At 67.8% G+C, this 25,555-nt stretch carries 31 protein-coding genes, 1 other RNA gene and 1 pseudogene; 24 read left to right on the top strand and 9 right to left on the bottom strand.

The features are described from left to right. Window positions 1-24 precede the first annotated feature (24 nt). The 18 genes and pseudogenes from DES47_RS01720 to DES47_RS01640 all read left to right on the top strand — a co-directional run. Window positions 25-429 (top strand): annotated as a pseudogene (locus tag DES47_RS01720) (ABC transporter permease subunit); the annotation flags it as partial. Between the two features lie 39 nt (window positions 430-468). Next, window positions 469-639 (top strand): hypothetical protein, encoded by a 171-nt coding sequence (locus tag DES47_RS29750; RefSeq protein WP_166651806.1) that lies wholly within the window; start codon window positions 469-471, stop codon window positions 637-639. A 172-nt stretch (window positions 640-811) separates the two neighbouring features. After that, window positions 812-1,522 carry a class I SAM-dependent methyltransferase gene (locus tag DES47_RS01715; protein WP_133699680.1) on the top strand — a complete coding sequence of 237 codons (711 nt, stop codon included), beginning with the start codon at window positions 812-814 and terminating at the stop codon, window positions 1,520-1,522. A 48-nt stretch (window positions 1,523-1,570) separates the two neighbouring features. Beyond that, window positions 1,571-2,098: a GNAT family N-acetyltransferase gene (locus DES47_RS01710; RefSeq protein WP_133698933.1), complete on the top strand. Its 528-nt coding sequence runs from the start codon at window positions 1,571-1,573 to the stop codon at window positions 2,096-2,098. A gap of 97 nt (window positions 2,099-2,195) precedes the next feature. Then, the gene (locus DES47_RS01705) at window positions 2,196-2,723 is read left to right on the top strand and encodes a DUF2867 domain-containing protein (RefSeq protein WP_133698932.1); all 528 of its coding nucleotides are present in this window, start codon (window positions 2,196-2,198) and stop codon (window positions 2,721-2,723) included. Between the two features lie 11 nt (window positions 2,724-2,734). Next, window positions 2,735-3,154, top strand: a complete 420-nt coding sequence (locus tag DES47_RS01700) for an LIC_13387 family protein (RefSeq protein ID WP_133698931.1) — start codon at window positions 2,735-2,737, stop codon at window positions 3,152-3,154. An 81-nt stretch (window positions 3,155-3,235) separates the two neighbouring features. After that, on the top strand, window positions 3,236-3,721 hold the full coding sequence (locus DES47_RS01695; RefSeq protein WP_133698930.1) for a GNAT family N-acetyltransferase: 486 nt from the start codon (window positions 3,236-3,238) through the stop codon (window positions 3,719-3,721). Then, a complete protein-coding gene (locus DES47_RS01690; protein ID WP_133698929.1) occupies window positions 3,722-4,288 on the top strand; it encodes a GNAT family N-acetyltransferase in 567 nt (188 codons plus the stop codon). Then, window positions 4,285-4,698 carry a YciI family protein gene (locus DES47_RS01685; RefSeq protein ID WP_133698928.1) on the top strand — a complete coding sequence of 138 codons (414 nt, stop codon included), beginning with the start codon at window positions 4,285-4,287 and terminating at the stop codon, window positions 4,696-4,698. Before DES47_RS01690 ends, DES47_RS01685 begins: the two co-directional genes overlap by 4 nt. Window positions 4,699-4,708: 10 nt before the next feature. Beyond that, window positions 4,709-5,188 (top strand): GNAT family N-acetyltransferase, encoded by a 480-nt coding sequence (locus DES47_RS01680; RefSeq protein ID WP_166651805.1) that lies wholly within the window; start codon window positions 4,709-4,711, stop codon window positions 5,186-5,188. Further along, complete coding sequence (locus tag DES47_RS01675) at window positions 5,185-5,577, top strand: VOC family protein (protein ID WP_133698926.1); 393 nt, start codon at window positions 5,185-5,187, stop codon at window positions 5,575-5,577. The genes DES47_RS01680 and DES47_RS01675 overlap by 4 nt, the downstream gene beginning before the upstream one ends. Window positions 5,578-5,579: 2 nt before the next feature. Continuing rightward, the gene (locus DES47_RS01670; protein WP_133698925.1) at window positions 5,580-5,972 is read left to right on the top strand and encodes a DUF488 domain-containing protein; all 393 of its coding nucleotides are present in this window, start codon (window positions 5,580-5,582) and stop codon (window positions 5,970-5,972) included. Window positions 5,973-5,989: 17 nt separating this feature from the next. Continuing rightward, a complete protein-coding gene (locus tag DES47_RS01665; RefSeq protein ID WP_133698924.1) occupies window positions 5,990-6,388 on the top strand; it encodes a nuclear transport factor 2 family protein in 399 nt (132 codons plus the stop codon). Then, window positions 6,385-6,798: a VOC family protein gene (locus DES47_RS01660; protein WP_133698923.1), complete on the top strand. Its 414-nt coding sequence runs from the start codon at window positions 6,385-6,387 to the stop codon at window positions 6,796-6,798. The genes DES47_RS01665 and DES47_RS01660 overlap by 4 nt, the downstream gene beginning before the upstream one ends. A gap of 35 nt (window positions 6,799-6,833) precedes the next feature. Then, window positions 6,834-7,277: a potassium channel family protein gene (locus tag DES47_RS01655; RefSeq protein ID WP_133698922.1), complete on the top strand. Its 444-nt coding sequence runs from the start codon at window positions 6,834-6,836 to the stop codon at window positions 7,275-7,277. Between the two features lie 27 nt (window positions 7,278-7,304). Then, window positions 7,305-7,859, top strand: coding sequence for an NADPH-dependent FMN reductase (locus DES47_RS01650; RefSeq protein ID WP_133698921.1), 555 nt, complete (start codon window positions 7,305-7,307; stop codon window positions 7,857-7,859). A gap of 20 nt (window positions 7,860-7,879) precedes the next feature. Then, window positions 7,880-8,146 (top strand): ribosomal protein bL12, encoded by a 267-nt coding sequence (locus tag DES47_RS01645; protein ID WP_133698920.1) that lies wholly within the window; start codon window positions 7,880-7,882, stop codon window positions 8,144-8,146. A 31-nt stretch (window positions 8,147-8,177) separates the two neighbouring features. Further along, the gene (locus DES47_RS01640; RefSeq protein WP_425057397.1) at window positions 8,178-8,648 is read left to right on the top strand and encodes a GNAT family N-acetyltransferase; all 471 of its coding nucleotides are present in this window, start codon (window positions 8,178-8,180) and stop codon (window positions 8,646-8,648) included. 25 nt (window positions 8,649-8,673) lie between these two features. Here the strand turns inward: DES47_RS01640 and DES47_RS01635 are convergent, their stop codons facing one another. From DES47_RS01635 to DES47_RS01620, 4 genes are all read right to left on the bottom strand, one after another. Next, window positions 8,674-11,733 (bottom strand): efflux RND transporter permease subunit, encoded by a 3,060-nt coding sequence (locus DES47_RS01635; RefSeq protein ID WP_133698918.1) that lies wholly within the window; start codon window positions 11,731-11,733, stop codon window positions 8,674-8,676. A 22-nt stretch (window positions 11,734-11,755) separates the two neighbouring features. Further along, window positions 11,756-12,952 carry an efflux RND transporter periplasmic adaptor subunit gene (locus DES47_RS01630; RefSeq protein ID WP_133698917.1) on the bottom strand — a complete coding sequence of 399 codons (1,197 nt, stop codon included), beginning with the start codon at window positions 12,950-12,952 and terminating at the stop codon, window positions 11,756-11,758. A gap of 102 nt (window positions 12,953-13,054) precedes the next feature. Next, complete coding sequence (gene rnhA, locus DES47_RS01625) at window positions 13,055-13,534, bottom strand: ribonuclease HI (protein ID WP_133698916.1); 480 nt, start codon at window positions 13,532-13,534, stop codon at window positions 13,055-13,057. Continuing rightward, window positions 13,531-14,331 carry a class I SAM-dependent methyltransferase gene (locus tag DES47_RS01620; RefSeq protein WP_133698915.1) on the bottom strand — a complete coding sequence of 267 codons (801 nt, stop codon included), beginning with the start codon at window positions 14,329-14,331 and terminating at the stop codon, window positions 13,531-13,533. Before DES47_RS01620 ends, rnhA begins: the two co-directional genes overlap by 4 nt. Here DES47_RS01620 and gloB point away from each other — a divergent pair. Both gloB and DES47_RS01610 read left to right on the top strand, forming a co-directional pair. Further along, window positions 14,330-15,112 (top strand): hydroxyacylglutathione hydrolase, encoded by a 783-nt coding sequence (gene gloB, locus DES47_RS01615; protein WP_133698914.1) that lies wholly within the window; start codon window positions 14,330-14,332, stop codon window positions 15,110-15,112. The two genes, DES47_RS01620 and gloB, sit on opposite strands and share 2 nt — an antisense overlap. Further along, window positions 15,109-16,710: a transglycosylase SLT domain-containing protein gene (locus tag DES47_RS01610; RefSeq protein WP_133698913.1), complete on the top strand. Its 1,602-nt coding sequence runs from the start codon at window positions 15,109-15,111 to the stop codon at window positions 16,708-16,710. The genes gloB and DES47_RS01610 overlap by 4 nt, the downstream gene beginning before the upstream one ends. A 9-nt stretch (window positions 16,711-16,719) precedes the next feature. On the opposite strand, the gene DES47_RS01605 is transcribed toward DES47_RS01610, so the two are convergent. From DES47_RS01605 to dnaX, 4 genes are read right to left on the bottom strand one after another with little or no spacing between them, the layout of a single operon-like run. Further along, window positions 16,720-17,115 carry an MAPEG family protein gene (locus tag DES47_RS01605; RefSeq protein WP_133698912.1) on the bottom strand — a complete coding sequence of 132 codons (396 nt, stop codon included), beginning with the start codon at window positions 17,113-17,115 and terminating at the stop codon, window positions 16,720-16,722. Between the two features lie 28 nt (window positions 17,116-17,143). Then, on the bottom strand, window positions 17,144-17,737 hold the full coding sequence (recR, locus tag DES47_RS01600; protein WP_133698911.1) for a recombination mediator RecR: 594 nt from the start codon (window positions 17,735-17,737) through the stop codon (window positions 17,144-17,146). Window positions 17,738-17,771: 34 nt separating this feature from the next. Continuing rightward, on the bottom strand, window positions 17,772-18,098 hold the full coding sequence (locus tag DES47_RS01595) for a YbaB/EbfC family nucleoid-associated protein (RefSeq protein ID WP_133698910.1): 327 nt from the start codon (window positions 18,096-18,098) through the stop codon (window positions 17,772-17,774). Between the two features lie 18 nt (window positions 18,099-18,116). After that, a complete protein-coding gene (gene dnaX, locus DES47_RS01590) occupies window positions 18,117-20,087 on the bottom strand; it encodes a DNA polymerase III subunit gamma/tau (RefSeq protein ID WP_133698909.1) in 1,971 nt (656 codons plus the stop codon). A gap of 71 nt (window positions 20,088-20,158) precedes the next feature. Here dnaX and DES47_RS01585 point away from each other — a divergent pair, with 71 nt between their 5' ends. From DES47_RS01585 to DES47_RS01570, 4 genes are all read left to right on the top strand, one after another. Continuing rightward, entirely contained in the window at window positions 20,159-21,283 is a 1,125-nt protein-coding gene (locus DES47_RS01585; protein ID WP_133698908.1) for an AIR synthase-related protein, read from the top strand. Then, window positions 21,255-22,388, top strand: a complete 1,134-nt coding sequence (locus DES47_RS01580) for a hypothetical protein (RefSeq protein ID WP_133698907.1) — start codon at window positions 21,255-21,257, stop codon at window positions 22,386-22,388. The genes DES47_RS01585 and DES47_RS01580 overlap by 29 nt, the downstream gene beginning before the upstream one ends. A gap of 52 nt (window positions 22,389-22,440) precedes the next feature. Continuing rightward, window positions 22,441-22,538: signal recognition particle sRNA small type (gene ffs / locus DES47_RS01575), an RNA gene on the top strand. 67 nt (window positions 22,539-22,605) lie between these two features. Further along, window positions 22,606-23,163: a GNAT family N-acetyltransferase gene (locus DES47_RS01570; RefSeq protein ID WP_133698906.1), complete on the top strand. Its 558-nt coding sequence runs from the start codon at window positions 22,606-22,608 to the stop codon at window positions 23,161-23,163. Here the strand turns inward: DES47_RS01570 and DES47_RS01565 are convergent. Then, entirely contained in the window at window positions 23,147-25,549 is a 2,403-nt protein-coding gene (locus DES47_RS01565; RefSeq protein WP_133698905.1) for a serine/threonine protein kinase, read from the bottom strand. The genes DES47_RS01570 and DES47_RS01565 overlap by 17 nt on opposite strands. Between the last annotated feature and the right edge of the window lie 6 nt (window positions 25,550-25,555).

Genomic DNA, 25,555 nt, shown 5'->3' with positions numbered 1-25,555 from the left:
GGGCCAGCCCGCACAGGAGCCCCTGTGCCAAAGAACAAAGGGCTGCCGTACCCGCTTGCAGCCATCGCGCTGCTGGTGGCGCCGCTGCTGCTCCAGCAGCTGGGCAACGGCCCGGTACGCATCGTCAACCAGGCGCTGCTGTACGTACTGCTGGCGCTGGGCATGAATATCGTGGTCGGCTATGCCGGCCTGCTCGACCTGGGCTATGTGGCCTTCTACGCGCTGGGCGCCTATGTGCTGGCGCTGCTGTGCTCGCCGCATCTGAGCGAGAAGTTCGCCGGCGTGCACGCCCTGTTCCCGGCCGGCCTGCACACGCCCTGGTGGCTGGTGATACCGCTGGGGGCAGGCCTTGCCGGCCTCCTTGGCGTGTTGCTGGGCGCACCGCCCCTGAAGCTGCACGGCGACTATCTGGCCGGCGTGATCATGGGCGCGCTGCTGCTGTCGGCCCTGCCCGAGGTGCTGCGCTAAGTGACCGGCCCCCTGCAGGCGATGACCGACGACCGGCTCGACGCGCCCATCCTGCGCCAGCTGCTGGTCGCCCTGGCCATGACTGGCGTGATGTTGCTGCGCCCCTGCGGGCTGTGGGCTTCGCCCGAATGCCGCAAGGCAGCGCCCACCCCGGCTACGATAGACAGATGAGCAAAACTGATCTGCTGGCGCTTGCCTCTGACCTGCCGAATGCCTGGCGGTCCACCGTGGTCGGACAGGCTGCCGGTGTCAATCTCAAGGTCCTCAGAATGGACGGGGCGAGTACCCCAACGAAGAGCACAGCTTCGACGAAGCGCTGCTGGTCATCGAAGGCCAGATGAACATGGACACCTCCGCCAAGCCGACTGCAGCAGCACAGGATGAACTCGCCACACTCGATGCCCTGCTGGCCCAACGCGACTGGTGGGACCAGTTCTATGCCAACCGTGCCAAGCCGGTTCCCTTCTTCGGCCCCGAGCCGGACGAATGCCTGTCCGGCTGGCTGGCCGACGGCATCGTGCCGCGGGCCGGCGCCGCGCTGGACATCGGTTGCGGCAATGGCCGTAATGCCGTTTTGCTGGCCCGCTGCGGATTCGCCGCCGAGGGCATCGACTACTCGCAGGCGGCGATCGAGTGGGCCGGGCAGCGCGTTCGGGAGGCCGGCGTCACCGTGCGCCTGCACCATGCCTCGGTGTTCGACTTCGACCTAGCGCCCGACAGCTATGACCTGATCTATGACTCGGGCTGCTTTCATCACATGCCGCCACATCGGCGAGACGACTACGTTCGCTTGGTCGCCGCAGCCCTGAGGCCAGGCGCCTGGTTTGGCATGGCCTGCTTCCGACCCGAGGGCGGCAGCGGGCTGTCCGATGACGAGGTCTACGAACGCAGGACCCTGGGCGGCGGCCTAGGCTATACCGAGGCCCGGCTGCGCGAGGTCTGGGGCGACCTGTTCAATATCCACGAACTGCGGCAGATGCGGTCACAGCCGGCCGGCAGCGGGCTGTTCGGCGAAGCCTTTCTCTGGGCGCTGCTGGCGCAGAAAAAGGGCTGATGCCCAGCATCACGCTCACACCAGGCGACATGGGTCGAGGCTAGAACGATGATCGAACCAGAGTTCATCGCCGCCAGCGTGCAGACGCATCGCGAGGCGCTGATCGCCATCAATGTGGAGTATGTGGACTGGGTCTTTGGCCAGGTCGAGGCGCTGTTCGACCTGCCCAGAAATCAGCTCGTCGGCATGTCGGCCAGCCACTATGTACCGACGGTCATTGACAAGGTCTGCGGCGATGCCCCGCCCAGTGGGGTCTTCTACCTCGTGATGCTGGGCCCGCAGCTCGCCGGCATGGGCGGGCTGCGCCGGCTTCGGCCCGGCGTGGCCGAGGTCAAGCGGCTCTACATCCGCCCACAGTTCCGCGGACACAAGCTGGGGGAGCTGCTGCTTCGGCGCGTGCTGAGCGATGCCAGGGCCTTCGGCTACGAGCGCGCCTGCCTCGACACGGCCCTGTTCATGAGGTCAGCGCATCGTCTCTACGAAAACCATGGTTTCGTGGATTGCCCAGCCTATGAGGGCACGGAGGTGCCGCCGGCGTTCCAGACGCGCTGGCGCTTCATGACGCGCGCGCTGTAGGCGGGTTTGATCTCGACCAAGCAGCCGCTGGCTGTGCCCGCATCCCGCACGTGCGCGACAATGGCCTGCCACGAGGCATCAACTCCCTGAGATCGTTATGCCCGCCACCTGCTCCGTCACCGCCGTCGAGATCCCGCTCCAGGCCAGCATCGTCGGTCTGTACCCGGTGACGCACCTCTCCGACGCTTATGCGGTCACCCTGCCCGCCGGGGCCTCGACCCATCCTGAGCAACTGTCGCGCTTCATCTTCTCGCAGCAACCTCGCTGGGTGGACGGGCTGATGGCGATCCGCGATGCGGTGGTCAGCCTGTTCGGCTTGAAGACCGCAAATCAATTGACGACTGCGGCCGGCCAGCGGGTGGGCATCTTCAAGATCTACAGCAGCCTGGCGCAGGAGGTGGTGCTGGGCGAGGACGACCGGCATCTGGACTTCCGCCTCTCGCTGCTGTGCGCGCCATCAGGCTCACGTGGCGAGCAAAGACTGGTGCTCTCCACGGTCGTGCACTGCCACAACCTGTTGGGCCGCACCTACATCCTGTTGATCGCCCCATTTCATCGGCTGATCGTGCGCAGCAGCCTGAGACGCGCCGCTCGCGCCGGCTGGCCGCTTGCGAGCGGTGCATGACCGGAGGATCCATGCATGACCCATCCATTGCCGCGCTGCTGCTGGCTGCCAGCGCGGCCGTCCTCCTGCTGCTTGGCAGCGCGCACCTGCTGTTGACCTTTGCCGGCGATCGCTTCCATCCCCGCGACCCGGCACTGACCGCGCGGCTGCAAGAGGAATCGCCGCGGATATCCCGGCAGACGACGATGTGGCGGGCCGGCCTTGGCTTCCATGCGAGCCACAGCCTGGGCGCGATGCTGTTCGGCCTGATCTACCTCTATCTGGCACTGGAGCCGGAGCGTTTCGTGATGCGCTCAACACCCCTGCTCTGGCTGGGTTTTGCCTACCTGCTGGCGATGGTATTGCTGGCCCGTCGCTACTGGTTCAACGTGCCGTTTCGGGGCGTGGCCCTGGCGGCGGCGCTGTATGCTGCGGCGCTGCTGCTGCGGTAGCGCTGCCGAGTCAAGGTCTCATGTGCTGGCGCTACGATCATGGTCAGCCCATCGACATGACACCCGACCGAAGGAGACACCATGAGCCCTGCCGCCTCCGCTGTCAGTCTGCGTGAAATTACTGCCGACACGGTGAGAGCCATCATCGCCCTGTCAGTGGCAGACAGCCAGAAGGGCTTTGTCGCCACCAACGCCACTTCCCTGGCCCAGGCGCTGTTCGCGCCCGAGGCCTGGTACCGGGCGATCTATCTGGGCGAGGAGCCGGTGGGCTTCGTGATGCTGGAAGACCAGTCGCTTCGCCCGGAGCCGCCGCAGCAGCCCGAGATCGGCGTCTGGCGGCTGATGATTGATGCCCGTTTCCAGGGGCAGGGCATAGGCCGTGAAGCGCTGCAACTGGTCATGGCGCACACGCGGGCAAAGGGACTGTTCAAGTCGCTGGCGCTGTCCTACGTACCCGGCCCCGGCTGCCCCGAGCCCTTCTATCTGGGCCTCGGGTTCAGGCACACCGGGCGCATGGACGGAAACGAGGTGGTGCTTGAGATCCCGCTTGACGAGGCCCTGCCCTGAATGATCGAGCAGCTGCACCGGAACGCCCACCCCGAGCTGAGCTTTCGCCGCCTCCAGCATGCCGACATGCCGCTGCTGCAGGGCTGGCTGGCCCGCCCGCATGTAAGCCAGTGGTGGGGGCCGGCACCAACGCTAGCCGAGGTCGAGGCTCATTATCTGCCCTTGACCCAGGCAGGGGCCGACACGCTGGGCTATATCGCATTGCTCGATGGTCAGGCCATGGGCTTCATCCAGTCCTATATCGTGCTCGGTTCCGGCGGTGGCTGGTGGGAGCAGGAGACCGATCCGGGCGCGCGGGGCATTGATCAGTTCCTGGTCCATGCGGAGCAGCTGAACCAGGGGCTGGGCAGCCGCATGATCCGCCGCTTTGTCGATGGCCTGTTCCTGGACCCGGCCGTGAGCAAGGTTCAGACCGACCCATCGCCCAGCAACGCACGTGCGATTCGCTGCTATGTTCGTGCCGGGTTCGCGCCGCAGGGCGAGGTCACTACGCCCGATGGCCCGGCCCTGCTGATGATTCGACACCGAACCATTGGCGCCTTGCAGTCCACAGGAGGACCGATATGAGAACTCATCCATCCCTTGTCGCGCTGCTGGTCGTGCTCAGCCTGGGCGCCAGTGGGTTCGCCGCCGCGCAGACACCCGCTTCGTCGCCACTGACCACACCGGCCCTGAACCTGTACGCAGTGGAGATCAAGACCGGGCCGGGCTGGGACGCCGCCAAGCCCCCGCAGGAGCAGCTCCACTTTCGCGAGCACTCGGCCAACCTGAAGCGGCTGCGGGACGCGGGCCAGTTGGTGCTGGGCGCCCGCTACGCGGACAAGGGCCTGGTCGTGCTGCAGGCCGCCAGCGCCGAAGCGGCCCACGCGATGATGCGGCAGGACCCGGCCATCCAGGGCCAGGTCTTCACCTACGCACTGCATGACTTCAATGTGTTTTATGGCGGCGCGGTGCAGACGAAGCGCCGCAGCCCATGAGGGGACCGAAATGATGAAGAACGAACCCAGACAGGCGCTGAGAACCGACATCCCCGGCATGCACCGCGTGCGTCTGGCTGTGCGTGAGAATCCGCTAACTTCCAACGTCATCCGCGAAGAACACTACGTGCCCGAGATCGAGGTCAGCGGCCGTGGCTGGGTGATCGAGGAGGCCGGCGAGATCGTCGCTTTCGCCGTGGGCAATCTGCACAAGCGCAATATCTGGGCGCTGTTCGTGGCGCCCGGCCATGAGCGCAAAGGCTACGGGCGCAGCCTGCACGATGTGATGGTGCAGTGGCTGTTCGAACAAGGCCTGGACAGCCTCTGGCTGAGCACCGGCGCAGGCACCCGCGCGCAGGGCTTCTACGAGATGGCCGGCTGGAGCTTCAGTCGACAGCTCGAGGACGGCGAGCGCTTCTATGAGCTGCATCGCGATGCCGCCGGGCAAGTACCCGCCAACAAATCAAACCTTCCGGGAACAAGACCATGAAACTGGGCTACACCATCATCTACGTGCCGTCGGTCGCCGACTCGCTGGCCTTCTTCACCCGGGCCTTCGGTCTGGAGCAACGGTTTCTGCATGAGTCGGGCACCTACGGCGAGCTGAATACCGGCGAGACCACGCTGTCGTTCGCTGCCCATGAGCTGGGCGATGTCAACTTCCCCGGCGGCCATGTGCGAGCTAGCGACTCGGCCCAGCCCCTGGGCATGGAGATCGCGCTGGTGACCGACGATGTGCCCGCCGCCCACGCCCGAGCCATCGAACAGGGTGCCACCGAGTTGGCCGCGCCCAGCGCCAAGCCCTGGGGCCAGGTCGTGTCCTATGTCAGGGCTCCGGACGGCACGCTGGTGGAGCTGTGCACACCGATCACCGCCTGACCATGACCATACGCGTCGTCAGGCTCGGCAGCCCACGCAGCGTCGACGAAGGCCCGCGCATCGGCACCGTGCGCCGCCCGCCGCGCGGCGTGCCCAAGGCCGAGTTCGCCGCGCAGGACTGGTACGACGTCTGGTACCCGACTCTCGCCCCCAGCGCCGAGACAATGAAGCTCGGGCAGGAGGCCCAGACACCGGCCCAATGGGCCCAGTTCGTCAAGAAGTACCGCGCAGAGATGGCCGCGCCCGAGGCCGGCCACTCGCTGGCGCTGCTGGCCACGCTGTCGCAGGGCACGAACTTCTCGGTCGGCTGCTATTGCGCGGACGAGGCCCATTGCCACCGCTCGGTGCTGCGCCAGCTACTGGTCGAAAAAGGCGCCAAGATCGATCCAAACTGACTCTCGCGGAGCCACCCATGCCCACACCGGACACACTTGAGCGCTTCATCGCCCGCGTCGAGCAGGGAGCCCACGTCGAGGCCATTCTGGACTTCTATACCGAAGGGGCTTCGATGCAGGAGAACATGGGCGCGCCCAGGGTCGGCAGGGAGTTCCTGGCCGCGGGCGAGCGCAAGGTGCTGGCCAAGACGAAGGCGGTGCACTCGCAATGCGTGCGGCCGGTCTTCCAGCAGGGCGACAAGGTCGTCATACGCTGGATCTTCCGCTTCGAGCGGCTGGACGGCACGGTGATGCAGATGGAGGAGCTGGCCTACCAGCGCTGGGAGGGCGAACGCATCGCCGAGGAGCAGTTCTTCTATGACCCGGCGCAGATGGCGGCCGCGCCGGCGCCGGCGCAGCGAACGCGGGCGCTATGAGTCCGCAGCCACTGATCAGCGTACGCGACGTACAGGCCAGCAGCCGCTGGTACCACAACATGCTGGGCCTCAGCTGCGGCCACGGCGGCCCCGAGTACGAACAGCTGCTCGCCGATGGTCGGATGGTGATGCAATTGCACGCCTGGGACGTGCACGAGCACCCGCATCTGGGTTCGGCCGATGGGCAAGGCCGCGGCAATGGGGTGGCCCTGTGGTTCCAGACCGAGCACTTCGACCAGGCGCTGGCGCGCATACGGGCGCAGACCGGGCATGCGAACCATGTGCTCGAAGGCCCCATGGTCAATCCGCTGGCCCGGCATCGCGAGATCTGGCTGCGTGACCCCGATGGCTATGTCGTGGTGGTCGCCGGGGCCTATGGCGATCTGGTGCCGGCTCTTCCGTTCGGTTAGTGCGGTCTCATCCAGCCCAAGGCCACCCATCGATCATGCTCATCGTCATCCTCTCCTGCCTGCTCTTGATCGCGCTGACCACGATGATCCATTACGAGGTGCTGGGCAGCCTCAATGCCCGCCTGCCGCGGCTGCGCATCCCCAAGCGCAGCAAGCTGCTGGTGGTGATGTTCGCCGCGTTCACCGCCCATGCGGTCGAGATGGCACTGTATGGCCTGGCGCTGTTCGTGCTGATCACCGGCTTCGGCGTCGGCACGCTCAGCGGACCGGCCGGTTTTTCTCTGGCCAACTGCCTGTATTTCTCTGCCGAGACCTACACCTCGCTGGGCTTTGGCGACCTCACACCGATCGGCCCGATCCGACTGCTGGCCGGCGCCGAGGCGCTGAACGGCCTGCTGCTGATAGGCTGGTCGGCGTCGTACGCCTATATCGCGATGGAACGCTTCTGGAACGAAGATGCTGCCCCGCCTAGCACCTGAAGGCCCCTGTATCCGATCGGGAGGTGCGTGAACATCCTCGCCCTCTGCGGCAGCCTGCGCGCCGCCTCCCTCAACGCCGCGCTGCTGCGCACCGCCGCGCGCCTGGCGCCGCCGGAGATTCGGGTCAGCGTGTTCGATGGCATGGCAGCGCTGCCGCTGTTCAATCCGGACCTGGAAGCACAGGCACCGCCTGCCGTGCAGCGTCTGCGTGACGAGGTGGCTGCCGCCGACGCGCTGCTCATTGCCAGCCCCGAGTACGCCCATGGCGTGACGGGTGTGATCAAGAATGCGCTGGACTGGCTGGTCAGCCAGGAGGCCTTCGTCAACAAGCCGGTGGCGGTACTGAATGCCTCACCACGGGCCCACCATGCCGATGCGGCACTGCGCGAGACCTTGAGGACGATGTCTGCCCTGATCGTCGAGGAGGCCTCGATCTCCATCGCGCTGCTGGGCTCGAAGATGAGCGAATCGGAGATGATCGAGTCGCCAGCGGTCGGCGGAGCGCTGACGAGCGCGCTGGCCGCCCTGCATGGCACCGTCGTGCTCCGGGCAGCTCCGGCGCCAGCCTTTCCGGTCAGCTAGCAAGACAAGGGAGCGACACCATGACGATACCCACCGACCCATTGCCGCCCGAGGTGCTCGCCGCCGTTCAGCGGGGCAACAAGATCGAGGCCATCAAGCTGATGCGCCAACTCACCGGCCTGGGGCTGAAGGAGGCGAAAGACGCCGTCGAGGCCTCGCCACAACATGCCGAGCTGGGTCAGGGCTCGCCCGGCGAGGTGCGGCGCAGCGGCAGCATGGGCTGGGTGCTGCTCGCGCTGGTCATCGCAGCGCTGGTCGGCTACTTTCTGGTGCGTGGGCGGGGCTGAGCAGATGACAACGCCCTCGCCTGAGCAGACCTTGCGATTCGTTCCCGCAGCCGACGCCGACTTCGAAGCCCTGCTGGCCCTGCGCATCGCCGCCATGCGCGAGAGCCTGGAGCGCATCGGCCGCTTCGACCCGGCGCGGGCCCGCGAACGATTTGCCGCCGGCTTTGCGCCGGAGCACACGAGGCACATTCTTGTGAATGGCGAGCGTGTCGGCTTCGTGGTCGTCAAGCCGCAGGAGGGTGCACTGGTGCTTGACCATCTCTACATCGCATCAGGTGCGCAAGGCCAGGGCATTGGCGCCGCCGTGTTACTCGAGGTGTTCGCCCAAGCAGATGCCGCCGGTTTGCCGGTGCGCGTCGGTGCGCTGCGCGACAGCGACTCGAACCGCTTCTATCTGCGCCACGGCTTCGAATTGATCGAGCGGGCGGAGTTCGACAACTACTATCGGCGCCCTGCTCGAATCCAGCCCCGGATTGCATCCGGGCTACATCGGGTTCCGTAGCCCGGATGCAATCCGGGATCGGCTGTCAGGCGTGCGCCGCCGCGGTGGTGATCTCGCCCGGCACCCGCTTGCGGGCCAGCAGGCTGTACATCGTAGGCACCACAAACAGCGTCAGCACCGTGCCCAGCGACATGCCGCCCACGATCACCCAGCCGATCTGCTGGCGACTCTCGGCCCCGGCGCCGGAGGCCAGGGCCAGCGGCAGCGCGCCCAACACCATGGCGCCGGTGGTCATCAGGATGGGCCGCAGGCGCAGCGCGCTGGCCTCGATCACCGCGTCCAGGGTGTCCTTGCCCGCCTGGCGCAGCTGGTTGCTGAACTCGACGATCAGGATGCCGTGTTTGGTTATCAGGCCCACCAGGGTGATCAGGCCGATCTGCGAATAGACGTTGAGCGTGCCGCCCGTCAATTGCATCGCACCCAGAGCCCCGACCATGGACAGCGGCACGGCCGTCATGATGATCAGCGGATCGACGAAGCTCTCGAACTGCGCCGCCAGCACCAGGAAGATGAACAGGCCGGCCAGCACGAACACCAGGCCCAGCGCACCGCTGCTGGACTTGAACTCGCGCGACACGCCGTTCAGCTCGGTCGCATAGCCCACCGGCAGCACGCGGCGCGACGCCTCGTCCATGAACTGCAAGGCCTCGCCCAGCGAGTAGCCCGGCGCCAGGCTGGAGGTGATGGAGACCGAGCGGCGCTGGTTGAAATGGTTCAGCTCGCGTGGGCTCACCGCTTCGCGCACCTTGACCAGGCTGGACAGCGGCAGCATGGTGTCGCCACGGCCGCGCACGAACAGCTTCTCGATGTGTTCGGGCGTGGTGCGGCCACTGCCCTCGGTTTGCACCAGCACGTCGTACTGGTCGGCGTCACGCTTGTAGCGGGTCACCGCCCGGCCGCCGAGCATCGACTCGACGGTGCGGGCGATCTGGTCCACGCTGACGCCAAGGTCGGCCGCACGCTCGCGGTCCACCTCCAGAAAGACCTCGGGCTTGTTCAGGCGCAGGTCGTTGTCGGGCTGCACAAAGCCGGGGTTCTTGGCCATCTCGGCCATCATCTGCTGCGTCACATTAGCCAGGTTGGCATAGCTGTCGCTGGTGACGATGACGAAATTGATCGGTCGCTCGCGAAAGCCCTGCCCCAGGCTGGGCGGGGTGATCGGGAAGGCGCTCACCCCGGGCAGCAGGCTGACCTGCGGCTGCAGCGCACGGGCCAGCTCCTGGGTGCTGCGGCTGCGCTCGGTCCAGTCCACCGCGCGCAGGATGGCCGTGCCCTGCGACACGATGCCGCCGCCGGCGAACAGGAACACGCGGTCGAACTCGGGGTAGCCCGAGGCAATGCGGTCGATCGCATCCAGATAGCGGGCGGTGAAGTCAAGGGTCGCGCCATCGGGCGCGCTGATCGGCATGATGATGACGCCGCGGTCCTCCATCGGCGCAAGCTCCGACTTGGCGGTGCTGAACAGCCACCAGCTGCCGGCCCCCGAGGCCAGCATCACCGCGACGACCATCCAGCGCTGGCGCAGGGCGAAGCGCAGCGCGCCGGTGTAGCGCTCGGTGATCCAGACCAGCACCCGCTCCATGCCGCGGTCAAAACGCCCGGGCTTGGCGTTGTGGCGCAGCAGCTTGCTGCACATCATCGGCGTGAGTGTCAGGGCGACGAAGCCCGAGACGATCACCGCGCCGGCCAGCGTCAGCGCGAACTCGACGAACAGCCGGCCGGTACGGCCCGGCGTGAAGGCCAGCGGCGCGAACACCGCCGCCAGGGTCAGGGTCATGGCCATCACCGCGAAGCCAATCTCCTTGGCCCCCTTCAGCGCCGCCTGGAAGGGGCTCAGGCCCTCCTCGATATGGCGGAAGATGTTCTCCAGCACGACGATGGCATCGTCCACCACCAGGCCGATGGCCAGCACCAGGGCCAGCAGGGTCAGCGTGTTGACGGTGAAGCCGGCCGCGGCCATCAGCGCAAACGAGCCGATCAGGCTGATCGGGATCGTGACCAGCGGGATGATGGAAGCGCGAAGCGTGCGCAGGAACACGAACACCACCAAGGCCACCAGGGCCACCGACTCGGCGATGGTGGTGTAGACCGACTTGATCGAGCGGTCGATAAAGATCGAGTTGTCATTGGCCGGCCGCACCGTCACGGTGTCCGGCAGGTCCTGCTGTATGCGCGGCAGGATGGCGCGCACGCCGGCCGAGACCTCCAGCGGGTTGGCCGTGGCCTGGCGGATCACGCCCAGGCTCACCGATGGCACGCCGTTCAGGCGCACGCGCGAGCGCTCGCTGGCGGCCGCTTCTTCGACCCGGGCCACATCCTTCAGCCGCACGGTGATGCCATTGACCTGGCGCAGCGCCACCTCGTTGAACTGGGCGACGGTGTTCAGATCGGTGCGGGCGGTGACGTTGAACTCGCGCTGCTGGCTTTCGATGCGGCCGGCGGGCACCTCGAGGTTCTGCTTGCGCAGCGCGTCTTCCACGTCCTGCACGGTCAGGCGGTAGGCGGCCAGGCGGTCGGCGTCCAGCCAGATGCGCATCGCGTACTTGCGGTCGCCGCCGATCTGCACATCGGCCACGCCGGGCACCGTCTGCAGCCGGGGCTTGACGACGCGATTCACCAGGTCGGTGACTTCCAGCGGTGACAGCGACTCGCTAGTGAAGGCGATCCAGATCGTCGGCGTGGCGTCTGCCTCGACCTTGGCCACCACCGGCTCATCGACGGCATCGGGCAGGCGGCCGCGCACCCGGGCGACGCGGTCGCGCACATCGGCGGCGGCGTCGTCGGGGTTCTTCTCGAGCTTGAAGCGCACCGTGATCTGACTCTGCTCCGAGCGCGAGATCGAGGTCAGGATGTCAACGCCGTCGATGCCGGCAATCGAGTCCTCCAGCGGCTTGCTGACCTGGGACTCGATCACCTCGCTGGAGGCACCGATCAGCCGGGTGCTGACGGTCACCACCGGCTCGTCGATGCGCGGGTACTCGCGCAGGGTCAGGCGGTCGAACGAGACGATGCCGACCAGCACCAGCAGCAGCGACATCACGGTCGCGAACACCGGGCGACGGATGGAAATTTCCGAGATACGCATGCCGACTCCTTGTGCCTGGGGATCAGCGCGAAGCCGCGCTGACGGGTCCGGACGCCGCGGCGCTGCGCGGCGCACCGCCCTGCTTGTCCACATCGACGATTTTCACCGGCAGGCCATCGCCGCGCATCAGCCTCGCCTGGCCGGCGGTGACGACCACATCACCATCCTGCACGCCGCCCAGCAGCTCTACCTTGCCCGGCACCCGCATACCCAGCCGCGCCTCGACCCGCTGCGACTGCTTGCCCTTGGGTCCATCGACGACCTTGATGATGTATTGCTTGCCACCTTGGGGCACCAGCGCCTCCTCGGGCACGACCAGCGCATTCGGGCGCTCGCCCAGCACCACATTGACACGGGCGAACAATCCGGAGCGCAGATCGGCGGTCGGGCCCATCAGCTTGGCGCGCACCAGCATCGAGCGGCCGTTGGCGTCGAACTGCACATCGACAACGTCCACCTTGGCCTGGAACACCTGCTTGGGCAGGGCGTCCAGGGTCATGTCCACGCCCTGCCCTGCCTTCAGGCGCGGCACGAAGCGCTCGGGCAGGCGGAACTCGACCCACATGCTGGAGCTGTCCTCGATGCTCACCAGGTCGGCGCCGTCCTTGACATAGTCGCCGAGGTTGACCGAACGTATGCCCACCAAGGCGTCGAAGGGCGCGACGATCTTCAGCCGGCTCAGCTGGGCCTTGGCCAGGGCCACCTGGGCCTCGGCCACCTGCAGATTGGCCTGGGCCTGATCGACCACGCTGGCACTGACGAAGTTCTGCGCCAGCAACTCGCGGTTGCGCTGCAGGCTGGTGCGGGCAATGCCGGCCTGGGCTTCGGCCTGCTGGAGCTGGGCCACCTGCAGTGCGTCATCGAGCTGCACCATCAGCTGGCCCTTGCGCACGCGTTGGCCGTCGGTGAAGCCCAGGGCCGAGATGCGGCCGCTGACCTCGGGCCGCAAGACCACGGCCTGGCGCGAGCGCAGGCTGCCGACGGCCTGGGCCTCGTCACGCAGACTCATGACCGCGACGCGGCCGACCTCGATGCTGACCGGCCCCGAGGGGCCGCCCGGGCCGCTGCGCCCCGGCTGGCCTTGGCCCTGACCCGAGGCCGGGCTGGCCGCACCGGCGGCCGGCATCGGGCCGGGCCTGTGCTGCCACCAATACGCCACGCCGCTGATCGCCACCAATGCGACCACAGCCACCAATGTATGTAATTTTTTGAAACTCATGCCGGATTCTCCGAGCGCGGACTGTACCGGCCTTTGGCCTGCGGCGCTGAGGCCCCAGGGAAGACCGGGTGGCGATGTGCGATTGGCGAGCGCGCCGCGACCTCAGCGGCCGACCGAGGCCGCGCCCCGATTGGCCAGGGCATCGGCGCGTTCGTTGCCCGGGTCACCCGCGTGGCCCTTGACCCAGCGCCACTCAACCTGGTGCAGATGGCGCAAGCCATCCAGCCGCTGCCACAGATCGACGTTCTTCACCGGCTTCTTGTCGGCGGTCTGCCAGCCGCGCTGCTTCCAGCCGATGATCCATTCCGTAATGCCTTTACGGACGTACTGGCTGTCGGTGTAAAGCGTGACCTCGCAGGTGCGTTTCAGCGAGGCCAGGGCCTCGATCACGGCGGTCAGCTCCATGCGGTTGTTGGTGGTGTTGGGCTCGCCACCGAACAACTCCTTGTCGTGGCCGCCCGAGCTCAGCCAGGCACCCCAGCCGCCGGGTCCGGGGTTGCCCTTGCAGGCGCCATCGGTATAGACGGTCACCTTGGGACGCTGGATGGTGGCGGCGGGCTTGTTCTCGTGGGTCTCGGTCATGAAATCTCTTTGTTGTTGTGCATCGCCACCGCCGCGGTCTTGGCAACCTTGCGGGCCTGAGGCAGCAGGCCGACCAGACGCATGCCACGCACGCGCTTGACGGCCACCAGAAAGTAAACGGCGCCCAGCACCGGCCACCAGCGTTCGCCCGCACCTTCCATCCAGGCATGGCGCTGCATCCAGCGCTCACTCAGGCCCGGCGGCCGGTAGCAGCCGAAATGGGCGCCCTCGACCTCGAAGCTCAGCAGCCGCAACCAGTCACGCAGACGCCAGTAGCCGATGAACTCGCCGCTGCTGGGCAGGAACAGGCCCTGCTCGCCCTTGTGGCCGGGCAGGCGGCCCCGTAAACGCCCCAGGCGCTGGCGCAGCGCCCACAGGCTGGTCGGGTTCAGGCCCAGTATCACGACCCGGCCCTCGGGCCGCAGCACGCGATCCACCTCGCGCAGGGTCTGGTGCGGGTCGCAGGCCAGCTCGAGCGCATGGGGCAGCACCACCAGATCCAGGCTGTTGGTGTCGAAAGGCAGCGCGTCGAAATCGCAATGCAGGGCCACCGTGCGGGCCGGGTCCTGCACCAGGTCGTCGGGCAAGGGCTGAGCCTGCTGCAAGGCCAGCCAGCGGTGCGGCATGCGATTGCTGCGCAGACCGTCCAGCTCCGGCAGGCCCAGCTGCAGCGCATGAAAGCCGAACAGATCAACCACGGCGGCATCCAACTGCGCCTGTTCCCAGGCCAGCATGTAGCGGCCCGCAGGGGTTTGCAGCCAGTGGGCCAACTCTATAATCGATGGATTGCCTGCCATGAACCTTATCGCACTGCCTGCCTTCACAGACAACTACATCTGGATGCTTCACGATGGCGCGAATGCGATCGTGGTGGATCCGGGGGAAGCGGCGCCGGTGCTGCAAGCACTGAGCAGCAGGGGCCTGCGCCTGACAGGCATTCTAGTGACCCACCACCACGGCGATCATGTGGGCGGCCTGGCGGCACTCAGCGAGCAGTTGCAGGGTCCGGTGTTCGGACCGGCCACCGAGCACATACCCGGCCCCCACACCCCCTGCCAAGGCGGAGACATCGTGCGGGCGCTGGGCCTGGACTTCCAGGTGCTGGACGTGCCCGGCCACACCGCCGGCCACATCGCTTACTACCTGCCCGGCCTGCCGGGCGCAGCCGAGGCCGCCCCGGTGCTGTTCTGTGGCGACACGCTGTTCTCCGGCGGCTGCGGCCGCCTGTTCGAGGGCACGCCGGCGCAGATGCATGACTCGCTGTCACAGCTGGCTCGCCTGCCTGGCGCAACAAGGGTATGCTGCGCCCACGAATACACCCTGTCCAATCTGCGTTTTGCCACAGCGGTCGAGCCCGACAACGCGTCCCTGGCCGACTATCAACAATGGTGCCAGGCGCAACGCGCGCTGCATCAGCCCACCCTGCCCTCGCTTCTTTCGCGCGAGCTCGCCATCAATCCATTCCTGCGCTGCGACGAGCCTGCCGTGATCAGGGCCGCCAGCGATCATGGTGCCGCAGACGCTGATCCCGTCTCGGTGTTTGCCACCCTGCGCCAATGGAAGAACGAATTCAGATGACCCACAACATCCCCATCTCTCATTCGCTGCCGCGACTGCTGCCCCTTGTGACCCTGCTGCTGGCCGCCTGCGCCAGCACCCCTATCCCCATCGCAGAACCCCCCACCGAATCCGCCACCGCCGCCCCGGTTGCCCTGGCCAGCAACTGGACACCCATGCCGACGCTGACGACGCGCGCCTCAGCCGCGGCCTTCGACCAGATGTCGGCGGCGCTGGTGGAAGACACCTTGCAGCCCGGCGCCAAGATCGACCTCGACGACAGCCAGGCCCAGGCCGATCTGTGGGTTCGTGTGCGCAAGGGCTTTGCACTGCAGGATCTGGACGGCGAGCTGGTCGGCAAGGCCGAGCAGTGGTACAGCAGCCGCCCCGACTATGTGCAGCGCATGACCGAGCGCGGCAGCCGCTACCTCTATCACATCATCGAAGAAGTCGAGAAGCGCGGCATGCCCGCCGAGCTGGCACTGCTGCCATTTGTGGAGAGCGCCTTCGTTACCGACGCCAGCTCGCGCGTCAAGGCCTCGGGCCTATGGCAGTTCATGCCGGCCACCGGGCGCGACTTCGCGCTGAAACAAAACGTGTTCCGAGATGACCGCCGCGATGTGCTGGCCTCGACCCGTGCCGCGCTCGACTATCTGGGCAAGCTGCACGGCATGTTCGGCGACTGGCATCTGGCGCTGGCCGCCTACAACTGGGGCCAGGGCAATGTGCAGAAGGCCATCACGCGCAACCAGAAGGCCGGCCTGCCGACCGACTATCTGAGCCTGCGCATGCCCGACGAGACGCGCTACTACATACCCAAGCTGCAGGCAGTGAAGAACATCGTTGCCCGCCCCGACGCCTACGGCCTGAGCCTGCCCCCGGTGGCCAACCACCCGTTCTTCCTGAGCGTGAAGATAGATCGCGACATGGACGTCGACATGGCCGCCCGGCTTGCCGGCCTGGAGGTCGATGACTTCAAGCTCTACAACCCGCAGATGAACAAGCCGGTGATACTTGCCGCCGGCACGCCCCAGGTGCTGCTGCCCTATGACAATGCCAGCCACTTCGTGCGCCGCTTAAGCGCACACCAAGGTCCGCTGGCCAGCTGGACGGCCTGGGTGGCCCCGCGCACGCTCAAGCCTGCCGAGGCAGCCAAGCTGGTGGGCATGAACGAGGCCACGCTGCGCGAGGTCAACAAGATCCCGCCGCGCATGCTGGTCAAGCAGGGCTCTACCCTGCTGGTGCCGCGCGGCCTGCATCGGGTGGACGATGTGTCCGAGCACCTGGCCGACAACGCCAGCATCACCCTGTCCCCCGACGTGCCGCCGCTCAGGCGCCTGGCCTTCAAGGCCGGCAAGGGTGACACCGTGGCCAGCCTGGCCCGGCGCTACCGTGTCAGCAGCGACCAGTTCGCCCAGTGGAACAAGCTGGGTACCAAGACCGCACTGAAGGCCGGGCAAAGCCTGGTGGTCTACACCGCCACCGCTCCGGTGCGCACGGCTGCCGTCGGCAAGAACGTGAAGCAGCCGGCGCGCAAGGTCCTGCGCGCCAGCGGTCGCAGCACGGTGGCCAGCAGCGGACTGCCCTCAGCGCTGGCCCGTCAGCCAAGCAAGCGCTGATGCCCCGGTTCAGCTGGCGCTGAAGAACAGCGCCACGCTGCAGCCCACGCCTATGGTCCAGGCCAGCGATCGCAGCGAGGCCTTGTCGGCCAGATAGAGCGCAATGAAGGCCAGGCGCGCGGCGACAAAGGCCAGCGCCAGGGCGTCCACCCGCCCCTGCGGCGCCTGCATCTGCTGCGCCACCAGCACGCCGGCAATGAACAGCGGCAAGGCCTCGAAACTGTTGGCCTGTGCCGCATTGGCGCGCGCCTGCCAGCCCGACAGATTGGCCAGCCAGGCCCGGGGGTTGTGGTTGTCGAAGCCGCCATCGCGGCGGCGCTTGCCAAAGCCCTTGGACTTGGCAATGCCGGCGCAGACGATGGGCAGCAGGCCGGCGACGATGATGCAGTAGTTCGCGAGGGTCATGTCTTGAGGCTTTCCTGTGGAACGGTGCTCAGCGCCGGTCCACCAATGCATGGGCAATGGTGCCCAGATCCACATACTCGAGTTCACTGCCCACCGGCACGCCGCGCGCCAGCCGGGTGGCCCGCAGGCCGCGCGCCTTCAGTGCCTGGCTCAGCACATGGGCGGTGGCCTCGCCCTCGGCGGTGAAGCTGGTGGCCAGAATCACTTCTTCCACCTTGCCGTCGGCGGCACGCTCCAGCAACTGGGCCACGCCGATGTCCTGCGCGCCAATGCCGTCCAGCGGGCTGACCCGCCCCATCAGCACAAAGTAGTAGCCGCGGTAGGAGCCGGTGCGCTCCAGCGCCGCCTGGTCGGCCGGCGACTCGAGCACGCACAGCAGGCTGGCGTCCCGGGTCTCGTCCAGGCAGATGCTGCACACCGGTGTTTCGGTGAAGGTGTGGCAGCGCTGGCAATGCAGGATGTGATCGGCCGCCTGACCCAGCGCCCGCGAGAGCTGGCGCGCGCCATCGCGGTCATGCTGCAGCAGGTGGTAGGCCATGCGCTGCGCAGACTTCTGGCCGACGCCCGGCAGGCGACGCAGCGCCTCGACAAGACCGTCGAGCGAATGCTGGGCGTTGCTCATCGCGAGCCCCGCAGCTCAACAGCGCCAGGCAGATTCAAAACGGGAACTTCATGCCCGGAGGCAGGGGCATGCCGGCGGTCAGCTTGCCCATCTTGGCCTGGCTGACTTCTTCGGCCCGGCGCACTGCGTCATTGAAGGCCGCGGCGACCAGGTCTTCCAGCATGTCCTTGTCATCGGCCAGGAGGCTGGGGTCGATGGCGACACGCTTGACGTCGTGCTTGCAGGTCATCGTGACCTTGACCAGGCCGGCGCCCGACTGTCCCTCGACCTCGACCAGCGCCAGTTCGTCCTGCGCCTTCTTCAGGTTGTCCTGCATGGCTTGGGCCTGCTTCATCAGACCGGCCAGTTGACCCTTCATCATCGTGATACTCCTTGGTGTTCAGTGTGGTTTGATCGACCCGGGCACGACGCGTGCCGTCTTGAACTGGCTCAGCATCTGCTGCACCAGCGGGTCGTTGAAAATGATCGCTTCGGCATCCAGCTGGCGCCGCTGGCCTTCTGCGGCATCGCGCAGCGCCGGTGAATCCAGCGCCGGGCCGGCCTCCAGCTCGACGCGCAGCTCCAGCCCGAGGTGAGCCGCCAGAGCGGTCTGCAGCTTGTCTTTCAGCACCGGGGCGCGCAGCGATTCACGCTCGATGCGAAAGCGCCAGACCTGCACCTCGCCGTCCTGCTCGATGGCCACGCACTCGGCCTGCAGCGCGACCTCGCGCGCCATCGCCACCAGGCCCAGTTGCTTGACGGTCTGGTACCAGCGCTCGCCCAGCGCCGTGGCCTGGATCCGGATCGGCTCGCCTGCCGCGGACTGTGGTGCGGACTGACTCTGCGCGGGTGCAGGCGGTGCCAACGCTGCCGGCGGCGCGCGGCGCGCAAGCTCGGCGGGTGCCGCAGTCGCCGGCATGGCCTGTCCCTCCTCATCGGCCATCGGCGCATCCATCCAGGGCGGCACATCGTCGCTGGCAGCCGCGGGCGGCGGTGCAGGCCTGGGCGCTGGCGGACGGGGGCTGGCCGTGGCCGGCTCGCGCGCAACGACGGAGGCAACGGCCGGTGCGGGTGGGGGTGAATACTTCTGCTGTGGCGCAGGCGGCTGAGCCGGCGCCCGGGCTTCGGCCCGCACCGGTTCGGCCATCAGGGCCGCCGTGTTCGCTGCAGGCGCGGCGGGCGCAGCCGGCGCCGGGCTGGCGGCCATCGCCGGCGCACGGGCCGCCGGCGGGGTGGACTCGGCCGGCGCTGCCGTGGCTCCTCGTCCTCCGCCCTCGGGCCGGAAGCTGAGCATGCGCAGCAGCACCATCACCAGGCCGCCGTATTCGTCGGGCGCCAGACCCAGCTCGGCGCGGCCGTGCAGGGCCATGCTGTACATCAGCTGGATCTCGTCGGACGGCAGCAGCCTGGACACGCGCTGCATCTCGGGTGTTTCCGGGTCGGCCGCGTCGGCACTGCCCGGGGCGGCGCGCTCCACCGCCATCTGCTGAAGCAGGCTGGCCAGATCTTCCAAGGTGCCGGAGGCCGACAACCCTTGCGCCCGCAGCCGGTCGGCGATGGCCACCACCTCGGGCCCGTTGCTGGCGGCCAGTGCGTCGATCAGCGCGATCACATGGCTGCGATCGACGGCGCCCAGCATCTGGCGCACGCCGGCTTCCTTCAGCTCGCTGGAGCCGAAGGCGATCGCCTGGTCGGCCAGCGACAGGCCGTCGCGCATCGAGCCGCGCGCGGCGCGTGCCAGCAGGCGCAGCGAGCCGGCATCGACCGGCACGTTCTCGTCGGCCAGCACACGCTGCAGATGCTCGTGCACCGTCTGCGGCGCCATCGGCCGCAGATTGAACTGCAGGCAGCGGCTCAGCACGGTGACCGGCACCTTCTGCGGATCGGTGGTGGCGAGCACGAATTTCAGGTACTCGGGCGGCTCCTCCAGTGTCTTCAGCATCGCGTTGAAGGCGGTGTTGGAGAGCATGTGCACTTCGTCGATCATGTAGACCTTGAAGCGACCCACGACCGGCTTGTAGACCGACTGGTCCAGCAGCTGCGAGATCTCTTCGACGCCGCGGTTGGAGGCCGCGTCCAGCTCGACGTAGTCGACGAAGCGTCCGGCATCGATGTCGCGGCAGGCCTCGCAGACGCCGCAGGGGTGGGCGGTGATGCCACCCTGGCCGTCGGGCCCGGTGCAATTCAGGCTTTTGGCCAGCAGCCGCGAGACCGTGGTCTTGCCCACGCCTCGCGTGCCGGTGAACAGATAGGCGTGGTGCAGCCGCTGCTGCGTCAGCGCATTGGCCAGCGCCTGCACGACGTGCTCCTGCCCGACCAGTTCTTCGAAACTGCGGGGACGGTATTTGCGGGCGAGAACCAGGTAGCTCATGCGGGCGATTCTACGGGCGCGCCGGTGGCCCGCTCCTGGGTCGAGGCCGAGGTGACCGATAATCCCGCACCATGAGTACCCATGCCCCTTCCTCCTCCGACACCCTCAGCTACGAACAGGCGGGGGTCAACTACGATTTGATCGACCCGTTGAAGGTGGCCGCTCAGCGCGCCGCCGCCGCCACCGGCACCCATCTGGCCGGCCACGGATTCAGCGAGGTGCTGGCCTCGCGCGGCGAATCGGCCTATGTGGTCGATGTCGGCCCCTTCTATCTGGCCTCCATCGTCGAATGCCTGGGCACCAAGACCCTGGTCGCCGACGAGATGTATCAGCTGACCGGCAAAAGCTACTACGCGAGCATCGCCCAGGACACCATCGCCATGGCCGTCAATGACCTGATCACCGTCGGCGCCACGCCGCTGGTGGTGCAGGCCTACTGGGCCGCCGGTGGCTCCGAATGGTTCGGCGACAAGCTGCGTGCGCAAAGCCTGGTCGAGGGCTGGAAGAAGGCCTGCGACGTCTGCCAGGTCGCCTGGGGCGGCGGTGAGACACCGGCCCTGGCCGGCATCGTCGAGGCCGGTCGCATCGACCTGGCCGCCAGCTGCACCGGCCTGATCAACCCGAAGGAACGGCTGTCGGTGGGCGACAAGCTCGCACCGGGTGATGCCATCGTGCTGCTGGCCTCCAGCGGCATCCATGCCAATGGCCTCTCGCTCGCGCGCAAGCTGGTGGAGCGCCTGCCTCAGGGCTACCTCACGGAGGTGGAGCCCGGCCTCAGCTATGGCGAGGCGCTGCTGGCGCCCACGGTGCTGTACTCGCCCGTCACCGAAGCGCTTTTCAAGGCCGGCATCCAGCCGCATTACTGCGCCAACATCACCGGCCATGGCTGGCGCAAGCTGTTGCGCCACCCGGGCCAGTTCACCTATCGCATCCACACGGTGCCCCCGGTCACGCCAGTGCTGAAATTCATGCAGGAACATGCCAAGCAGGATGACCGCGAGGCCTATTCCACGCTGAACATGGGGGCAGGTTTTGCCATCTTCGTTCCCGCCTCCGATGCGCAGCGCACCGTCGAGGTGGCCAAGGCCCAGGGCGTGGACGCCTGGGTGGCCGGCCAGATCGAGGCCGGCCCCAAGCAGTTGTTGATCGAGCCGCTGGGCCTCCAGTTTGGCGACGACTCGCTACAACTGCGCTGAACGCTGGCGCCCGCTGCGCGGCGCGGCGCTGCTGCTGGCCCTGGCCAGCGCGGCGGCCCAGTCCGCGCCGCTGGTCCTGCGCCCGGCCGGCGGCGCGCAACAAACGGCTGTTGACATCCCGGTCGAGGCCGTCGGCGACAGCCGGCTGCAGATCCAGTTCGACAGCACGCTGGCCCTGAGGGCGATACGGCTGCAGCCGCCCGCTGCCCCGGCCCTGAGCTGGACGCCGGCCCAGGCCCTCAGTCTGCCCCGACAGCAGCGCCAGCGCCCCGAGCTGGGCGATGCCTACGTGCTGCCCGCGCAGCACAACCCGGCCCCGGGCATCTGGCGCCTGACGGTGGACCATGCCAAGGCCGGCACAGGCGACACCGTGACCCTGCTGGCGCGGCAGCTGCCGCGCTTCGAGCTGCTGCTGAACACGCCCGGGCGGCCGCTGGCCGAGGGCGGCGTCGGCCTGATAGGCCTGCGCGTGCTCGACCATGGACGGTCACGCGACGACGTCCGCCCTGTGCTGACCATCCAGCCACCGGGCCAGGCCCCGGCCCAGACACTGGCGATGACGCCCGATCTGCGCAACAGCCGCGGCCAGCGCATAGGCCAGGACCCGGGCCAGTTCTTTGCCGAGTTCCAGCCACGGCAGGCCGGCGAGCACCAGCTGAGCGTGGCGCTTAGCCTGACCGACAGCCAGCAGCGCCCGGTGCCGCTGAAGGCCGGCCACGCCCTGCAGGTCAGCCCCGCGCCGCACGCGCGGGACCTCCGGCCCAGCCTGAACCTGCAGACCGGGCCCGGCGGCTGCCTGCAATCGGCCGAGTTCGGTCTGGACTGGCAGGCCGGCGAGCCCGGCCTGTGGCTGCTGAGCCTGCGCCTGGCCGGCGCGGCCTCGGAGGCCGTCGAGCTCAACAGCCATGTGGACGCCAAGACGGCCGGCGCCATCCGCTTCAAGGCGATGCTGGAGCCGCGGCAGCTCAGGCGCCTGCAACACCGCGAGCACACCGAGGCCGACCTGCAGCTGGTGCTGGCCGCCGCCGGCCGCAGCGAGATCGTCTTCCGGCAGCGCGGCCTGCGCCTGCCCAAGGCCCTGCCCGCCGGTTCGATCTGCGACTAGTTTTGCGCCGCCCCGGCCGGAGCAGCCCGCCGCCTCGCATACAATCACCGCTGACGGGCCTCCTCGCATGGAAGCGCGGCCAACCGGGTCAGGTGGGGAACCAAGCAGCCCTAACCGTTGTGACCAGTGCCGGGGGTAAGGCTCGTCAACCCCAATTCAAGATCCTCTGATCCTTGCCTTGCTGCCAGCCCCACCTCGGGCAGGCAAGGTACACGCGATGACGGATTCCTCTGTCCCCACTGTCCCCGGCTACCAGGTGTCCCGCATGGCCCTGGCCGATGCCGATGATTGGGCCACCTTCGCGCTGCTGCCCGAGATGCTGCGCCTAACCAGCAGCACGGCGGCCTCGGTGGTCGATTTGCGAGCGATGATAGAGCGCACCCTCAGCGATGACGCCAATGCGCCGCGGCTGTTCGCGCTGCGCGAGCCGGGCAGCGGACTCCTCGTCGCCAGCTTCGGCTTCCACACCGTGTCGGCACTCAACAAGACGGCCGAGGTGACCTACAGCGTGAGGCCCGAGTACTGGGGCAGAGGGCTGGCCACGGCCATGTGCCAGGCGGCCGTCGGCTGGGCTTTCGAGGTCAGAGGCTGGGTGCGGGTGCAGGCAACGACGCTGGAGGCACACGCGGCCTCGCAGCGGGTGCTGGCCAAATGCGGCTTCGAGCTTGAGGGCCGGCTCCGCAACTTCCGGCTGGTGCGCGGCGAGCCCAGCGACTACCTGATTTATTCGAGGGTGCCGGACGCTTCCGTGGCCGGGCTCAGCTCGACTGCTTGAACGCCATCACCGCCTGGTTGCGCAGGGTGCGCAGCAGCGACAGCTCCTTCTCGCCCAGATCGATGCTGCCCGGGGCAAGCTTGTCGGCATAGATCATCGCGAACGGGGCGCCCTTGACCGCCATGGGCAGTATCAGAAAGCTCCAGGCCTTGGCGTGCTGCAGATACCAGGGCGGCAGGCGCTCGGCGATCTTGCCGGAGGAGGCATCGGCGATCAGCGTGTCCACCCCCTTCTGGCAGATCGCGGCGAACAGATCGGGCGCCACGCCGGGCGGCGTGCGCAGCGGCACCTTGAAGTGCGGCACGATCAGCTCGACGCCCTCGCCCAGACCGAAGCGGCCGGTCAGGGTCTCGGTCTTGGGGTCGCGCAGGCAGAAGATGATGCGCTTGAAGCCCAGGCCGCGGAACATGGTCTCCAGGATCATGCGCAGCACTTCGTTGAGCTTGAAGCTCTCGACCATGGCATTGGTGATGTCCTGGATGCCGGCGGCCAGTATCTCGGCCACCTGCTCGCGCGGGATGTGGGGCTCGGCAACCAGGGTGTCGTCGCCGACCATCGTCGCCTGCAACTCGTGCGGCGACAGGCTGTCCTGCTCGACCGGAATCACCGGCGCCAGCAGGCGCTGGGCGTGCGAGTGCTTGGGCACCTTGAGGTCCATGGCGATGGCCATTTCCGAGAGGCGCTGGCGGGCCTCGTCGGCGGCCACCTCGAAGCGCGTCTGTGACAGGCCCAGCGCGCGGCCGTAGCGCTCGGCCACGGCGCGCACGCGGGCGTGGGCATCGCTGGGCTCGCTGTGCAGGATGGCGTCGGCCACGTCATTGGCGGCGCTGGACAGCATGCGCATGCGCTCCACCGGGTTGTCCACCTGGGTGCGCGGCGGGTCGCCCTGAGGGCGGCGCATGCTGCGCTGCAAGCTGTCGGGCAGACCCCATTGCTTGGCCACACCGACACCCAGATCCTCGTAGCTCAGGCCCAGCACCTGGTTGGACGCCCTCTGCTCGTTGACCGGCATCGCCTTGGCGCCGCTGCCGGCCTTGGCCGGCCGCACCAGCTGGCGGATCTGCAGGGCCTCCTCGGGGAAGTAGAACTCGGTCAACAAGCGGCCCAGATGCTGCATCATGGCCGCGACGAAGGACTCCTCGCTCTCGCGCCGCACCGTGCACAGCTCACCGGCCACCGCGCCGGCCATCAGCGAGCGCAGAAAATCCTCCTTCAGCTGCTGCGCATGGGCCTTGTTCTCCATGCGCTCCAGCAGCACCACCGACAGGGCCATGTTTCGAATGCCGGCAAAGCCAACCAGCGCCACCGCGCGAGACACCGTGCTGATGCTGCCGCCACCGGCATGGCTGAACTGCACCGTGTTGACCAAGCGCAGCAGCTTGTTGGTCAGCGCCACATCCTTGAGGATCTCGTTGGACAAGGCCGACAGGCTCTCGTTTTCGGAACTGGTGACCTTGTGGATGCGCGAGACCGAGTCCGACAGCGCCGGAAAGTCCGACTTGTGGCGCATGCGGCGCAGCAGGAATTCCAGCGTGGCGCTCTCGCCGGCCGCCTCGGGCGCGGCCTGCAGCGGCGCGTGCAGCCATTCGTTGAGCGCGCCCAGAAAGGCGGTGGCTGTGGGCCAGCGCTGGGCCGGGTCGCGCGCCAGGCCGCGCTGGACGATGGCACGCAGCTTGTCGTCCACGGCGGGAGGCAGGCCGCTGGGCAGGCTCAGGTCCTGCTCGGCCACGCGCTTGACGGCCGCCCAGGGATCGGGGTTGGCATTCATGCGCTGGTTGCTGAGCAGCTCGGCCAGCATCAGCGCGACGGCAAACACATCCATCGGCGGGCTGGGCGGCCGGCCCTGCGCGGCCTCGGGCGACATATAGCCCGGCGTGCCGACGATGCGCTGCGGCTTGTCGCCGCTGCCCGGTGCTGCCACCCGGCCGGCGATGCCGAAGTCCATCACGCGGGCGCGGCCGCTGGCGTCGAGCAGGATGTTGGAGGGCTTGAGGTCGCGGTGCACGACGCCGGCCTGGTGCGCGGTCTGCAAGGCCTCCAGCACGCCCAGCATCAGCTCCACCGCCTCGCGCACGGCCAGCGGCGGCCCGCGGCGCTGACGGTCGGACAGGGTCAGACCGGGCACATACTCGAACACCATGTACGGCCGACCGGCAGCCACATCGGCCTCGAACACCGGCACGATGTTCGGATGGGTCAGCCGGCTCACCGCACGGGCCTCATGCAGCCATTGGTCCAGGCTCAGCGGCGCTTCGCTGGGCAGCAGCACCTTGACCGCCACCTCGCGCTCCAGGCGCGGGTCATGGGCCAGCCAGACGGTGGCCTGGGCGCCCTGCCCCAGCGGTCGCAAGAGCTTGAAGCGGCCGATCAGGCTGCCGGCGACCATTTGGCC

It is taken from the genome of Roseateles toxinivorans (genome assembly GCF_004362525.1).
Classification (GTDB): Bacteria; Pseudomonadota; Gammaproteobacteria; order Burkholderiales; family Burkholderiaceae_C; genus Paucibacter; species Paucibacter toxinivorans.
Note: the sequence above shows the minus strand (reverse complement) of the source record. Positions and strands in the feature narration are given on the sequence as shown.